Genomic DNA, 15955 nt, shown 5'->3' with positions numbered 1-15955 from the left:
GGCAAGTTCACCAAGAAAAAAACCCGGCTTTTCAAAAAACCGGGTTTGTGCTATTGGGGTTTCCTATCGCCTCACTCTTTCACCACCAAAGTAGTCGAAGCAGAACGCCCAAACTCCTCAGGAGCGTACTGTAAATGCGCGTCCGCACCTGGCCACAGGAATGTTCCTGGCGTAACCGAACGCACGAGATAGTGCAAAGTATAAACTCCCGGCTCCAAACGGTCGGCATAAGCTACCACGCGATCGCGATAAATCGTTTGATAGCCAATTTGCCAGCGATTTGCCTGCGCCTGCACTGCCGGTGTGGAGGTTTGGAAACTCTCATCCACCGCCTCAAAACCTGCCGGCAGCGGGTCAGCAATCACCACCCGATCCACAGGACGGTCGGTAACAATTTCCAACCCAATATCAAACACCTGCCCGCTGCCCACAGTCAGGGGCTGGTCGGGAGCGCGAAGCTCTTGCCGGCCCAGCACTTTTTCCTCATTCGCAGGGCGGATTTCTCGCGACACCCGCAACCCATTAAACCGGCCCGGCTGATTTCCCTGCAAGCGATAGCGATACGCCACCAGATAGTGCAGCGTGCCCTTCCCGGATTTCTGGAGGAGTAAGTCACTGCTGCCGCGAGGCAACTGCGTCATCCCCACATTCAGAGACAGGCTGGGGTTTTCGTACCCCTTAAACTGAGCTGACTCTAACTGCTTGCCGGCAAGTTTCACCGCAGCAGTAAAGTTCGGCGGCGCTGACTCCGTTTTGCTGTATTCCACCAGAGCGTTGAGCGCTTCGGCGTTATCGTAAGTGCTGCCCCAAGTGCCCTTCCGCCGCAGATTTAGCAGCCCTTCCAACAGCCGGTCGGTGACTTCCGGTTTGCTCTTTTGCGCGAGCGCGAGACGCAGCACTTGAGCTTGAGCCGTCGTGCGCGAGCTTATCCACCGCCAGCCTTGCGGCAGATTCACCGCAGCCGAGCGCCCCGTCTCATTTACAGTCTCCTGCAGCTGCTTGAACAGCGTTCTTGACTCATCCTGCCACTCTGGGAACTGAGATAAGTAACGCGCCAATTTAATCTGAGTTACCGCATCGAATTGCTCCCGCTGCGCGTAAATGTCTGCCAGGAAATCATTGCGCTTCTCTCCGAGTTCTGCCAGCGCCATCAGCGCCCCCAGCCGCACCTGAGTCTTGCACAATTGGTCGCAAAACTCATATTTTCCGGGGTCAGCCAGAATGTTCTTCAAGTAGGCAGTCACGCGAGAAACCATCCCAGAATCAACTGCCAAACCGGCAGCCTTCGCTCTGGCAAGGCTTTCCGCCGCGTAGGGAGTGACAAACGGGTCAGATTTCTCTTGCCCTGGCCATGCGGCAAAACCGCCGTCTGGCAGCTGGAGTTTTTGCAGCCAATTGAAAGACTGGGCAGCCTGTTCGGTGGTGTTGAAATCAGCAAATGTCTGCTTGTACTGTTTGCCCATAATTTGCAGGTTAGCTGCAATGGCCAGCTGGCTCGCTGCCGGCTCTAGGAAAGGCAAGTCATCCTCTTCAAACACCTGCCGTGCCGGTGCCGCAATCTCCGGAATTAACGTGCTGGCGAGAGAAACCTCCAACCCGCCGGTGTCTGGCACAACATTTTTGCTGACATTCAGGGGAATCTTGACCTGACTGTCAGTTGTGCCGGTTTCGACGACTTGTTCGGCAACATCTAGCGGCTTCACCGGCAGAGTCACTTCAAAAGCGTCAGCTGTCCCATTCAGTTGGGTGACAAACCGCACCTTACCCTCACCCTTGCTAGCCGCCACCATTGGAAAGCGATAAGCGCGGGTGCCGGCTTCCGCCTGCGTTTGCAAATTCTGGCGGTTCTGGTTCTTTTCAAACTTCACCGCACCGCTAACCTCGCCATTAATCGCCAGATTTCCTTTTTGCCCGGTAGTGTTCGTTACAGACAGACCTGCTTGCAGAACGTCGCCCGGACGAGCGAACTGCGGCAGCACCGGATTAGACATCAAAGGTTTAGTGGAGATCAATGTCGCATCCCCATTTCCAAACCGCATATCCCCACTCGCCGCAACCGCCATCACCCGCCAAGTCGTCAAATCGTCGGGCAGTTTAAAGCGAACACTAGCCCGCCCCTTAGCGTCGGCAATAACCGAGCCATTATAGTAAGCCAAAGCTTGAAAATCCTTGCGGATGCGAGTGTTGGCAGCGCCCGATGAAAGCCCGCCGTCATAACCCCAACCTTTTTGCACCGGCGAGGCGAGGGGTTGCAGCACCACATCAGCGCGGTTATCGCCAAAACGAGTAGAAATCGACTGCTCAGCATAAACCGTTTCCACCAAATCCGGCGGGCGATAGCCACTCAGTTGCAGCACCGCCTCATTCACCACCATAACGGTGAACTGTCCCTTGATTGGGTTCCCCCGCTCGTCCTTCAATTCCAGCTGCACCGTCTCCTCAGCACGGGGCTGCAATTCTGTTTTATCGGGCGTGACTTTGACCTTTAAATACTTCTCGTCCAAACTGGTTTTGAAAGGAGCAAAGCCAATCCGCGCCAAGTTTTCCAGACTTCCCGGCTCCACCTTAGCCAAAGGAGCGCCCTGTCGCACCAATACAGCTTCCACTGCTGCGTTCGGCAGCATTTCTGGGGTGACTTGGAACTCAATCTGGGGCGCACCTCCCTTAACTTTTGCAATCGTCCGGTAGAGAGTTTTATCGCGCACAACTGCAAAGTACAGCTCCGCTTCTGGGTAGGGCGACTGAATCAGCGCGGTGGCAGTTTCGCCCGGTTTGTAGGTGTCTCTGTCTAGCTTGATTTCCAGGCGATCGCTGTCGCCCCGCCGCCCCCAAGAAACCGCACTTTCGCCCGTCGCCCAGATTTGCAAATCAGTGGCGGTTATCTCATCTTTGGCACCGGCAAAGTTGGCCCGGATGCGGTAGGAGCCTGCTTCCGGGGGGTTGAGCGAGACAGTTTGGGGACTCTTGCCGGATTTCACCTCCGCTTGCGCCACAGTCTTGTATTCGACCTGATTTCGAGGATTTTGGCTCCCTTCTACCACCTGCGTGACGCGGCTGTAATCCATCTTTTGCAGCTCCACGCGCACCCGCTCACCTTCGATCGCATTTCCTGCCGGATCGGTGACGGTGACTTGAATGGGAAAAGGTTTGCCGGCATCGGCGACAAAATTGCTTTGCAACCCAATCAGGCGATCGCTAGGCAGTGCGGTAAAGGTCTGGGAATTCGCCACCGACAGATTAGACACATCTGAGACTTCCGCATCCACCCGATACACCATCGGGTAGGGCAAATCCTTGCCGGCAGTTACGGTTAGACTGTCCTGACCGCTGGCGTCCAGCACCTGATTCTGCTGCAGGACATCGCTGGAAACAGAAGGTTCTTCCTCTGGCCAAAACCACTGCCGGCCAAAGGAGAATTTATCCCACCCCTTCGGGGTGAATTGAGTCTTGTTGCGGGTGACGTAGTATTTAACTTTTCCTCCTTCCACCGGCGCTCCAAACAGGTAAGTGCTTTTGGCTTTAGCCTCAACTTTATCATCGCGCAGGGCGAATTGTTTGTCAAGGCTTAACTCTACCTTGAAATTGGGCGGCTTGAACTCAGCGACGCGGAATTGCCCTGTAATTTCGGCTCCGCTATCTCCCTTTGCCCGGACAGAATAGTAGCCGAGCGGCTGGTTGGGTTTCACCGGCACTTCTAGGGAAAAGGTGCCAAAGTCGTTCGTCGTCTGAGCGCCCAAATTAGTTTTGCTGCCATCTGGGCTTTCCAGGGTAACTGTGTAGCGGACATTTTTGTCCTGCTTGAGGGTGCCATTTTGCAGGTAGTAAGCAGCGCCGGTGAGCCAGGCTGTTTCTCCGGGCTGGTAAAGCTGCCGGTCGGAGAAAATTGTGCCCCGCGATTGTGGCTTGTCACCATCCCAGCCGGCATAAATGCCGTAGCCATAAGCGCCGCTGTACTCCTGAGTGCGGGCGAATGCCCAATCTTTGCTCTCACGGGCAATGACTAGCAATTCTGGGGGTTTTTCCGCACTCTGACTGTTCAGACACTGCTGCAAATCCTGGCGTCTCAGCAGCAGGGTGCCGGTTTTGTCGGTTTTGCCGGTGGCGCAAGGGGCGGGTTTGGGTTGAGATTTCGCCTCCAGTTTGGATTGATAGATCTCCACCGGCGCACCGGCTGCTGGCGAACCGTCGGAGAGGTGGTGCACTCGAACCAGCCCCGACTCTGGAAACCACTGGGCGAACACTCCCAAATTAGTTAACTGCACCATCCCGTAAAATGCCGGTTCGCGCCACTTTTCCAGCCCATTCTCCTGGTAGCGATTGGTTCGCGCCCGCACGCCATAAGCGAGCATCCCAGTGGGGGAATTCAGCTTTTCCCGCAAGGGGACTGCCATTTCTGCGGACTGATTTTTCTTGCCCGATACCCGGACAGATTGCCAGTCAGCGGTATTGGGGAGTAAATTATACTCCCCTTCTCTGGGATAGGCGGAGTTGGTATAGACTAAATCTGCCGGCTGCACAACCTTGAAGCCGGCTTTATACTGGGAGTCTGGCAGATTGACCGCCGAAATATTTAGCTGCAAGTCTTTGCCGGCGGGGAAAATATTCAAGCCTTCGGGGGCCCAGATGTCCGCCGCCACATCGCCGGTTTCGTATTTCACCGTAACTGGCTTGCCCAAGGTTTGCCCGAACTTGTCTTTCAGGTTGGCACCGATGGTAATGGTGTAAGTGGTTGCCGGTTCTAACGCCCAAGGGTTAAGAGTGACAGCGCTTTGGTTTTCAACCGCTCCCACAAGTCGCGGCTCCTTTTTGGGCGCAGGGGTAACGGCAATATTCTGAAGTACGGAATCCGCTACCAGCCCGTTATTAAATTGCAGCAGGGCGCTGCCTTTAACAAACCGTCCGTAGGCTCCCCCCGCATCGGGCTGTCCCACATACTTGATTTCCTTAAAGGCCAGCGGCGCATAAGTTTCCACCTCGCTGGCAAAAGTATTTTCAGTTGGCAGATTGCCACGGGCGGGACGCACACCGGGGGAAAATTCCAAGCGGTAACGAGTCCCTTTTTCTAGACTTTGCCGGGGAACTATGGTATAATTCCAGGGGCGAGCAGAAGGGTCAAATTTTGACTCCGGGTCAGGCGCGGGTTCCGCGCCTTTACGGTTCTGTTCCTCTGCTTTTTCCGGGGCGACATCCAGCCCCACTGCCGAAGTCCCGCCCGCCGGCACTAGCTTCAAATGCTCCGCCACCGAAGCCAGATCCAGCTCGACATTGGAGGTGAATTTCAGTGTGGGCTTTAGGTCGATGGGTTCTGGGTCAGCATAGGGACTTTTCTTAGTGGCCGGCAAATTGGTCAGCTTGATGGGTTCAGTGTTGAATGTCCACGCAAAATCCTGGGCGAGCCGGTGATTTTTCAGGTCTTCTAAACCGGCTTTCAGGGTGATTTGGATTCGGGTGGCTTTAGGCAGCGCTCTTTCCGGTTGAAAGCCCACCATGCGCGGGGTCAAAAATCGAAATTGACCGGGAAGTGCCGGTTGAATCTCAAACTGCTTTAATTTGGCCTGCTGTTCCGGACTGTCCAGACTCTCCACCGGAATTAGAGCGTCTTTAAAGCGAATCCGGATCTGGGCGAGAGGTTCCGCAGAGCCGGTGGGACTGATTTGCTCAATCCAGTCTGGCAGTTGCGGCGTAGCGAGAGGCGCAACCGGCGGCAATTGTTCCACTTTGTTCAGCGAACCGCAGCCGGCTATCCCCCATACGAGTGTCAGGATGAGCAGGAACCTCATCCAACTTTTGACGATTAGACCCATGTCTTTCCTCACAGCTAATTTACCTGGGCGGTCGCTTGCGTCCCGCCCCACACGCAGCCCGATCGGAGTGACACAACTCCTCTACTATGTCTCCCGCCATCTGAGACGGGCATATCTTTATTAAAGCGCAGATTTTTCCGTCTGCAAGTGATTTTAATTTTTCTTAATATTTGAGACGGACTCCCCCCACACTCTCCCCATATTTTGCCAGTACAATAATAAGGAAACCCCGCGCTAGAGCCGGCAAGTCCAACAGTCTATGACCAATCAACCCCCTGCAGATTATGACAGTCCCTGGAAAGAGGCGCTCGACCGCTACTTTGAAGCGTTCATGGCCTTCTTTTTCCCCCTAGCTCACGCTAACATAAACTGGGAGAGGGGCTGTGAATTTCTCGATACCGAACTCCAGCAAGTCGTGCGAGATGCCGAACTGGGCCGGCGTCTGGCGGATAAACTGGTGAGAGTCTGGCGTTCAGACGGCTTTGAAAGCTTGGTGCTGGTGCATGTAGAAGTGCAGAGCCAAGTGGAGTCAGAGTTTGCCCAGCGGATGTATGTTTACAACTACCGGCTATTTGACCGCTACCAGCTGCCGGTGGCGACCTTAGTCGTTTTGGCCGATGAGCAGGCGTCCTGGCGTCCCAACCGATTTGAGTACGAGCTTTGGGGAAGCCGGACAGGTTTGCAGTTTCCCGTGGTGAAACTGTTAGATTACGAAGCCCAGTGGTCGGTGCTGGAGCAAAGCAGCAATCCCTTTGCTGCGCTCGTGATGGCGCACCTGAAAACTCAAGCCACGCGCCGGCAGCCTGAGGAACGCTTACAATGGAAACTGAGGGTAGCCAAGAGCCTCTACCAGCGGGGCTACAACCGGCAAGATATCCTGGAGCTATTCCGGTTAATCAACTGGATGATGGCGCTCCCAGAAGAGTTGGAGCGTTCCTTTCAAGAACAGGTCAGAGTTTACGAGGAGGAAAACAAAATGCCGTTTGTCGCACCTTTTGAGCGTATAGCACGGGAAGATGGCATCCAAGAAGGCATCCTAGAAATGGGTCGAGAGGCTGTTATCGAAGTCTTGGAGACTCGGTTTGAAAGCGTCCCCACTGAGCTGAGCGATGTCATTAATCAGCTGAAGGATGCGGCTCTGCTGAAAAGGCTTCATAAGCGGGCAATTACCATTGGCTCGCTCGCCGAATTCCAGCAGCTCATTGAGCAGGCTCTCTCCGAGGGGGGAGCCGGTTCAGCCTGAAACCCGGCAGTCTTGATAGAACTGGGCGGTCGCCTCTGTCCCCAAGGGCGACCGCCCCTTTTTGTGCGGGCGCTTTAGCACAGGTTCATGTCACTTGTGTTAATATACGGGTGATTAGAAATCGCGTCTATTGCTAGGTTCCTGGCGATTGAAATTCACTGCGACAAACAAAGCCCGCCTGCGCGGGCTAAGAGAAGAGCAAGAACCTTAAAACCCGCGTAGGCGGGTTTCGTCTGTATAGCTGCGGTTACCCTGCGGGAAGCCGCCAAGGGCGTCTACAACCGCCGGGAGACTGCGGGACACAGCTTAAGTTGACACTAATGGTTTCCCCCGCCCGCACTCCGCCTCTGCGCCCCGCTCTGTGGCATTGTCCCGCCCCGATCTCCAGCAATCCAGAGTTACTTGACAAGACAGGGAGTTAATGGTAAGGTGTGAAAATCACTCTAATAAGAGACAGATTGCCCTGTCAAGAGTCACCCATCCGGGGCAGCGATTGGGAGATGGCCACTCCCAGGCGTTCATCCGGGCGCAGTCTGTCAAATTGAAACTGAATTAGGGACAGGAGAAACCGTATTATTTCGGCACCAAGTCAGCTAGATGACAGGTGCGCGAGACTCCACCGTTAACCCGAAGAAACGCCGGTGAGGTAAATTGATGACGAATGAAAAACTGCTGCAAATTATTGAACAAGCTGCCAAGGATAGGGTAACATCCCTTGACCTCTCAAACAATTGGCTGACAAAGCTGCCGGCGGAAATCGGCGGGCTGAGTAAACTGACATGGCTAGACCTCAGCGGCAATCAACTGACGGAGCTGCCGACGGAAATCGGCAGCCTGACTAACCTGACACGGCTAGACCTCAGGGGCAATCAACTGACGGGGCTGCCGGCGGAAATCGGCGGGCTGACTAACCTGACACGGCTAGACCTCAGGGGCAATCAACTGACGGGGCTGCCGGCGGAAATCGGCGGGCTGACTAACCTGACAGAGCTAAACCTCAGCGACAATCAACTGACGGAGCTGCCGGCGGAAATCGTCCGGCTGATTAACCTGACAGAGCTAGACCTCGGCGGCAATGAACTGACGGGGCTGCCGGCGGAAATCGGCAAGCTGACTAACCTGACACAGCTAAAACTCCTCTTCAATAAACTGACGGGGCTGCCGGCGGAAATCGGCAGGCTGACTAACCTGACAGGGCTATACCTCAGCTACAATAAACTGACAAAGCTGCCGGCGGAAATCGGCAGGCTGACTAGCCTGACAGAGCTATACCTCAGGGGCAATCAACTGACGGAGCTGCCGGCGGAAATCGGCGGGCTGACTAACCTGGAATATTTAAACATCGACGACAATCCACTGACTTCTCCGCCGCCTGAAATTGTAGAGCAGGGAACAGAGGCGATTTTAACGTATCTTCAGGAGCGTTTGCAGGACAGCCAGCCGCAGTGGGTTTCCAAACTTCTGGTGGTGGGCGAAGGGGGTGTTGGCAAGACTTCACTGTTGCGTGCCCTGCGCGGCGAACCCTTCAACACTCAGGAATCAACCACCCACGGCATTGAACTCCAGACACTGGAAGTGGCTCATCCCACCCGCTCGGATGTTACGATGCAGCTCAACACCTGGGACTTTGGGGGGCAAGAAATCTATCACGCCACCCATCAATTCTTTCTCACCAACCGCTCGCTTTTCCTGCTAGCCTGGAATGCCCGGTATGGATTTCAACAAGGCAAACTTTACTATTGGCTCGACACCATCCAAGCACTCGCTCCCGACTCGCCCATTTTGCTCGTCGCCACCCACATCGACGAGCGAGACGCCGACCTTCCCCTTAGCGAGTTACGCGACAAGTACCCCCAGATTCTCGGTCAGTGCGAAATCAGCAGTAAAACAGGTAAAGGCATCAATGCGCTGCGGCTGGCGATTGCGGAAGCTGCTGCCAAGTTGCCTTTGATGGGTGAAATTTGGCCGACCACCTGGCTGAATGCCGCCAGTGCCCTCCGCTCTCAACCCGAAAAACACGTCACCCCGCAACAATTGTACGGCATCATGGCCGAAAAGGGGGTTGACGAGAGGGGCACGCCGGTGCTGGGGCAATGGCTCCATGAATTGGGCGAAATTCTTTATTTCCAGAACAGTGAAGAACTCAGCGACCTTGTTATCCTCAAGCCCCAGTGGGTGACTGAATACATCAGCAAAGTTTTGGAAAGCGAAAAAGTGATACAGGAAAACGGGATTTTTACCCGCGAGTGCATGAATGAACTTTGGCATGACCTCGCACCAGATATGCGAGAGCATTTCCTGCGCCTGATGGAGCGCTTTGACCTTTCCTACCGAACTCTGGAAAACAGAGATATCAGTCTCGTTGTGGAGCGCCTGCCCCTAGAAGCCCCAAATTACGAACAGAAATGGAGCAAAATCACACAAACGGACAGCTGCCAGGAAATCTCGATGAGGTTCAAACTCAATACGATTCCCGCCGGCATCCCCACCTGGTTCATCGCCCGCCAGCACCGCTTCACCACCCGCACCCACTGGCGCACCGGTGCCCTTTTTGCCTACGAAACTGAGCAAAAACATCTGGCATTAGTGCGAGCCTTTCCCCACGACCGCTATCTCCAGCTGACAGTCCGGGGACAGCACCCGCACAACTTCTTTGCCTTGCTTCAGGATGGCGTCGAGGTACTTTTGAAGCGGTTTCCAGGATTGCAGGTCGAGCGCAAGATTCCTTGTCCAGGCCACAACGGCCAGCCGTGCCGCCACGAATTCGACTATCAGCAATTGCTGAAGCGAGTTGAAAGAAAGAAGGACAAAATTGAATGTACAGAGGCGATGGAAGATGTATCAGTAACAGAACTCCTGTATGGCTTGGACTGGAGTACGCAGGATGCTGTTTTGAAGCGGATTGAAAATTTGGAAACAACACTTGTTGAGGGACAGGCAGACTTGAGAACAACGATTGTTAAAGGAAACGAGGCTATTATTGATGAGTTAATAAATCTGCGAGAGCTGGTGCAGCGGCAATTTACCAATGAGTTCCGCCGCGAACAAGCAAAAATTGATTCTCACTGCCCTAACGTCTTTGTCCTGCGCCCGCGCGATCGCAAAAAAAAATTGGCAGATAGCGCTCGCGGGACAGCAGTTAGATTTGCAACTCTACTGCCAAGCGCCGGGCTGCTGGCATCCCACCCAAGAAGGCGGTCATTACGAAATTGATGACCCTGCCAAGTGGCTGAAAGTAACGGCACCCTATATCCGCCGGTTAGTCGGGGTGTTGAAATATGCCGCACCTCTGGTTGGCCCGTGGCTGGACGTGCTAGATATCAAAGAATACGAAACGCACAAGTGTTGAATTCTGTCACAAAACTTTACATTTTAGCTTACATTTATCCTGCCCTGAGTAAAAATGCTTAGCCAGAGAGAAGTCGTTCTATCCAGTGGACATAGCTGATTTCTTGACACATACAACATTGAAGATAGCGGAGTTTATCTAGTAGCGTAGTCCCCCATTCTTTAGGAATATCTACTATCTTTAATATCAGGTAAGCTATCAGCGAAACATAAATTTGTATAGCTATACCATTTACATTTTTAGTAATCAGCTTATCCAACTTAAGGTGCATTTTAAGAAACTTCCATAGCAACTCTATGTGCCACCTATATTTGTAGATTTCCATAAGCTCTTCATCGGAGACTTCGGCCCGCTCCAAATTGGTGGCCAATCTATACTCAGCACGCTTTTCAAGATCGCAAAAGTTAACAACTCTATATATTCCTGAGTCCTTGCCTGTCCCAACTAGAAACTGCCCCTTATTTTCAGAAAATTGAAGTTTGTAGTTGTTAGGTATGCGCAAGACAAAATACTTGTTTGACTGCTGGGCGAGCCGTAAAAATTTTAAACTAGAAAAGCCCCGATCCATTACCCCTACACCGTTTGGGGGCAAACTAGCTAACATCTCTTTTCCATATCTGTAGTCAGAGTCGTATCCAAAATTTATTAAGTTTTCTTCTGGAACTCCTGTGGTTAAATTTAAGGAGCTAACAAGCTTGACTTGGTAGTATTCTTGCAGCCATAGCAATTTACTCGTTAGAGTAATGACAGTTGAATCAATAGGACACAGCTCATATTTTTGAAGGCTTTTTTGACGGCAAATTTCCTCATTAAGTTGTTGATAAAGTCTCAGAAATGGCTCTTGACTTCTGGACGCATTAGCTTTGGAGAAAGTTGAAATATCTAGCTCATAGCCAGTTCCATTTAGTCGCTTGAATATATCTCTCATACTGGTCAAGCTTTTATCCATTGCATAGCTCAACCATATGGACATAAACAAGCGGGTGTTAAGGACAGGATAATCATTTTTAGGCAAAGAAGCCAAACGATTTTGGACAATCTTAGAGAATGAGTTGAGCACAGGTTATTAACACGATTGATTTGACCGTAGCCCAAATCATAGCACGTTTTGGGCGCTTTTTTTATGTCGAATTGTTAAGATTCAACACTTGTGTACGAAACGGTGTTCAAAGATGACATAGATTTGATGAAAGAATTGGCCGGCAAGCTGCCTGAATTAAAAGACTCTGACGATTTGGAGTTAGCCGGCAAAGTTGGGATTGGCGACACAGCAGAACTAGACCCACAACATGCCGATGGCGCTGCTCTGCGTGCCTTGCGCCAACTTTTGGACGAAAAAGACCCCCAGCAGCACTGGGGCGGTCTGAAGAAAATCTTAACTCCAGAGGGGCATTACTTGTGGCTGTGCGACTATCACGCCAAGCAATACAAAGTGTGAGTTGAATACGCTTTTGTCTGACTGCGCAACCGCCCTTCTCTCACCGGCAAAGAAGGGCGGCTCACATCAAAACACCAAAGCTACCGGGCGATTGAAAGAAGCTGTTGGCGAATCCGTGAGGGGTTAGACCTACAGCTAGTTCCTCCGCGATTAGCCGGGGTTCCAGGCGATTGGAAATCGCGGCTATACAGACAAAGCCCGCCTTCGCGGGCTAAGAGTAGATCGAGATTCTCACTCCAAAGCGCGGTTTTTTTCGAGGAAAGACGAAGAAAGGGGGGGACGAAAGCGCCAGGGAACTAGCAAGCGAGAGGGAATACGGGTTTCTTTAGCCCGCGCAGGCGGGCTTCGTTTGTATAGCCGCGATTTCAATCGCCAGGGAACTAGCAAGCGAGAGGGAATACAGGTTTCTTTAGCCCGCGTAGGCGGGCTTCGTTTGTATAGCCGCGATTTCAATCGCCAGGAAACTAGCTAATCCCCAGGAAAACGTCTAAAACGGTACGCTGCCGGTTGGCATTCGACCTTGAGCTAAGCCAAAATAAAGTAACTACCCACCGGCACAGGAAATAGCAGATGAGAAACATCCCCCAGCTTCTAACACAGATTCAGCACAGCACATGGCACCGGCTGAGTCGCAAAAACCGGCAGCGGTGCAAAATTATCCTAACTTTCGCCCTCCTTTGCCTGACAGTGCGAACCCTCCCCTATCTCGCACCCATCCGCGCCAGAGACATCGCACAAGACCGGCAAGCCATCGAATTTACAGATCGCAACGGACTCCCCCTGGGAACCTTGCTCACCCGCGACCAAGAGCACACCGCCGTCGCTCCCCTCAACCAGATTTCCCCCCACTTTATCCGCGCCATAATCGCCGCAGAAGACCAGCGGTTCTATCACCACGGTCCCCTAGACATGAGAGCAATCGCCCGCTCCCTCCTGGAAGCAGCGCAAGCCAAACAAATTGTCTCCGGCGCATCCACCATCACCATGCAGCTGGCGCGGATGCTAGACGCCTCCCCCCCCACCTTACCTAACAAATTCCGCGAGATTTGGCTCGCTTGGCGCATCGCCGCCGGCATGAACAGAGATGAAATCCTTTCCGCCTATATCAACCGGCTTCCAATGGGAGGCAACATCTACGGCGTAGAAGCTGCTTCCCGCACCTATTTCGGCATCCCTGCCGCTGACCTCAACCTGGCGCGAGCCAGCGTCCTCGCCGCCCTTCCCAATGACCCCACCTACCTCAACCCTTACGACAATTGGCAATCCCTGAAAAAGCGGCAAGCCTACGTCCTCGACCGCATGGTCAAAGACAAATATATCACCCGCAACCAAGCCGACAGAGAGCTCGCCGAAGAGATACTTCTCCAACCTCGCCGGCAGGGAATTATTGCCGCCCCGCACTTCTTATTCTGGCTAGCCAGCCAACTGCCAAAACAGCACCCCTCCCAGATCAAAACCACCCTCGACCGTCCCCTCCAGCAATTTGTGGAAGCGCAAATTGAGCAAATCATTCGCGACCTCGCCCCAAAGAACGCCCACCACGCCGCCGCCTTAGTTATCGACAGCCGCACCGGCGAAATTTTAGCCTATGCCGGCTCTCCCGATTACTTTAACGAAGCGCAAATGGGGCGCAACGACGGAGTGCAAGCCCTGCGCCAGCCCGGCTCAACCCTCAAGCCTTTCCTCTATCAATTAGCCTTAGAAAAGCGCATCATTCGCCCCAATACTATCTTAGCAGATGTGCCGGCACATTACGCCATCCCCGGCGCAAAACTTTACAGCCCAACCAATTATAATGAAGAAACCTTTTTAGGGCCGGTGCGCGTCAGGGTGGCCCTGGCCAACTCCCTCAACGTTCCCGCCGTGCGGGTGCTGGAAAAAGCCGGCGTGCAGACATTCTTAGACCGGCTGCACCAACTCGGCTTTAACCACCTCAAACATCCCGCCGACTATTACGGGCTAGGCTTAACTCTCGGGAGCGGCGAAGTCAGTTTGTGGGAGCTAGCCAGGGCTTATCTCACCCTAGCAAGACAGGGAAAGCCGGTGCCGGCTGTCACCCATTTCGGGTTGCCAGACTCCGCCTCCAAACCCCAGGAAACCAAAGAAATTGACTCACCGGCAACCTGGGCGCTGATTACCGACATATTGAGCGACCGGCACGCCCGCGCCGCAGCATTTGGCGTCGAGTCCGTGCTGAATTTACCCTTCCCAGCCGCCGTAAAAACCGGCACCTCCTCCGATTTTCGCGACACCTGGACAGTCGGCTTCACCACCGACTATACTGTAGCCACATGGGTGGGAAATTTCAACGGCGACCCCATGCGGCAAGTTTCTGGAGTCACCGGCGCAGCGCCCCTGTGGAACCGCATCATGTTGCACCTCCACGAACATCAAGAACCCGCCCGCTTCCCCCCGCCAAAAAATCTCGCGCAGCGCCCTATCTGCGCGATTACCGGATGGCGACCGGCACCAGATTGCCCCTCAGTAGTTTGGGAATATTTCTACCCAGAAGACCTCAGCGCCTACGAACGCCAGTCAGGCAGCCAACAGCTGTCCCCAGAGTACAGCGAGTGGCTGGCAATGCAGCAGCACCCCACATTCTCTCGCGGACTCAAGATAGTTTTTCCTAAAAATGACGATTATTTCCTGCTCAACCAGAGAGAATCTTCCCGCTTAGAATTCAAACTTGCCGGCGCACCCGCCGCGCCGGTGGAGTGGTGGCTGAACGGCAAAAAGCTAGCCGCACAGTCATCCCCTTCCCTATTTTGGCCCATGACTGCCGGTGAGTGGACTTTGCAAGTGAGAATGGGAGAAATTAGCGATGAGGTCCGCTTTCAAGTACAATTAGGTGAGAGCAGACCCACGCGCCGGGGCTTCTCGATTAGAGAAAGCAAGAAGTGACCCCCATTTAGGGGAGCATACCCTTTTTGCAAAGGTTTTCACCCTCACCCCCCTAACCCCCCTCTCCCGCCCTGGGAGAGGGGGGGAAAATGGAAACCCTTTCCCCCCCTGTTCTCGTCTTTGCTGGAAAAAAACCGGGCAGATTTTGAGAGTCTCGCTCCACTCTTAGCCCGCGAAGGCGGGCTTCGTCTGTATAGCCGCGATTTGCAATCGCCTGGAACCTAGCTAATCGCCGAGGAACTAGCCACAGGTCTAACCCCTCACGGCTCGCCAACAGCATATTTATAATAGCCAGTGCCTATTTACTGTAGCTACCAGCCAGTTCCAGAAGTGGCTGGCGGGTGCCGGCAACCGGCACCCCGTGGTGCGAAATTGGATGTGTCGCTACTCTCTAATTATGCTCAACCTGAAACTTTCTGTCAAAGACTTGAAATTATGGCTGTTGGGTCTAGCCGCCGGCTTAATTGCCCTGCATCTTACTTTGACTTGGAAAAGCGGAAACAGTGACCTGCTGAGCACGACCGTCCTGTTTTGGGTGGCGGTATCCGCCCTGCTGTGGAAAAAGCGCGACACCTTAAATCTGGAAAGCGATGTTTTCTCCAGCTTTCTCGGCGCATCCCTCCTGACTTTGGTTCTTCTCAAGAGCGCCCACCTCTCTGGCAATCCCTCTTTCCTTCGCATCTCACCTTTCCTTTCCGGTCTGGGGCTGGGTCTTCTAGCCTCTGGCGTTAAAGGATTAAAGCAATACTGGCAAGAACTCAGCCTCCTCTGTTTTCTCTCCGTAGCTGAGGGATGGCTATTCCCCTTTGATATCTCTCTGCTAACCGCTAAATTCGCAGTTTTTGTCCTTTGGCTATTAGGATTTCCAGCATCTAGCCAGGGGGTGTTGGTGAATCTCCCCACCGGCTTTATAGAAGTTTACCAGGGCTGTTCCGGCATCGGTCTGATGCTCCAGCTATTGGGATGGGCATCTATCCTGCTAGTCATAGTTCCCACTAGCTGGAAGCAAAAAATATTGGTGCCGGTGGTGGCTGCCCTCCTGGGATTTGCCGTCAATGGGGTGCGGGTTGCTCTCCTGGCTGTCCTCGCCGCCCTCTCCAATCAAGAAGCCTTTGAATACTGGCATCGCGGGGATGGATCTCTGATATTTTCTGCGATAGCTGTGCTGATTTTCGGACTATTTTGCCACTTGACAGTCCTCGCAAAACACTCCTAAAATA

General features: G+C 53.4%; 8 protein-coding genes. 6 read left to right on the top strand and 2 right to left on the bottom strand.

Annotation, left to right across the window (positions count from 1 at the left end; genetic code table 11):
- Window positions 1-71 precede the first annotated feature (71 nt).
- A complete protein-coding gene (locus tag OSC10802_RS0129830; protein ID WP_198525218.1) occupies window positions 72-5804 on the bottom strand; it encodes an alpha-2-macroglobulin family protein in 5733 nt (1910 codons plus the stop codon).
- A 259-nt stretch (window positions 5805-6063) separates the two neighbouring features.
- Between OSC10802_RS0129830 and OSC10802_RS0129825 the strand changes: the two genes are divergently transcribed.
- From OSC10802_RS0129825 to OSC10802_RS51530, 3 genes are all read left to right on the top strand, one after another.
- Complete coding sequence (locus OSC10802_RS0129825) at window positions 6064-7047, top strand: RpnC/YadD family protein (RefSeq protein WP_017720443.1); 984 nt, start codon at window positions 6064-6066, stop codon at window positions 7045-7047.
- 654 nt (window positions 7048-7701) lie between these two features.
- A complete protein-coding gene (locus OSC10802_RS0129820; RefSeq protein ID WP_017720442.1) occupies window positions 7702-10260 on the top strand; it encodes a leucine-rich repeat domain-containing protein in 2559 nt (852 codons plus the stop codon).
- Complete coding sequence (locus OSC10802_RS51530; RefSeq protein ID WP_155968578.1) at window positions 10193-10396, top strand: hypothetical protein; 204 nt, start codon at window positions 10193-10195, stop codon at window positions 10394-10396. The genes OSC10802_RS0129820 and OSC10802_RS51530 overlap by 68 nt, the downstream gene beginning before the upstream one ends.
- Before the next feature lie 58 nt (window positions 10397-10454).
- Here OSC10802_RS51530 and OSC10802_RS0129815 read toward each other — a convergent pair whose 3' ends face one another.
- Window positions 10455-11456: an IS4 family transposase gene (locus OSC10802_RS0129815; protein WP_044170133.1), complete on the bottom strand. Its 1002-nt coding sequence runs from the start codon at window positions 11454-11456 to the stop codon at window positions 10455-10457.
- Window positions 11457-11546: 90 nt separating this feature from the next.
- Between OSC10802_RS0129815 and OSC10802_RS0129810 the strand changes: the two genes are divergently transcribed.
- From OSC10802_RS0129810 to crtA, 3 genes are all read left to right on the top strand, one after another.
- Window positions 11547-11834, top strand: a complete 288-nt coding sequence (locus tag OSC10802_RS0129810) for a hypothetical protein (protein WP_017720441.1) — start codon at window positions 11547-11549, stop codon at window positions 11832-11834.
- A 570-nt stretch (window positions 11835-12404) separates the two neighbouring features.
- A complete protein-coding gene (gene pbpC, locus OSC10802_RS0129805) occupies window positions 12405-14735 on the top strand; it encodes a penicillin-binding protein 1C (protein WP_017720440.1) in 2331 nt (776 codons plus the stop codon).
- 376 nt (window positions 14736-15111) lie between these two features.
- A complete protein-coding gene (gene crtA / locus OSC10802_RS0129800; protein WP_232731784.1) occupies window positions 15112-15951 on the top strand; it encodes a cyanoexosortase A in 840 nt (279 codons plus the stop codon).
- Window positions 15952-15955: the final 4 nt, after the last annotated feature.

It is taken from the genome of Kamptonema formosum PCC 10802 (genome assembly GCF_000332335.1).
In the GTDB taxonomy this organism is placed as follows: domain Bacteria; phylum Cyanobacteriota; class Cyanobacteriia; order Cyanobacteriales; family Oscillatoriaceae; genus Oscillatoria.
Note: the sequence above shows the minus strand (reverse complement) of the source record. Positions and strands in the feature narration are given on the sequence as shown.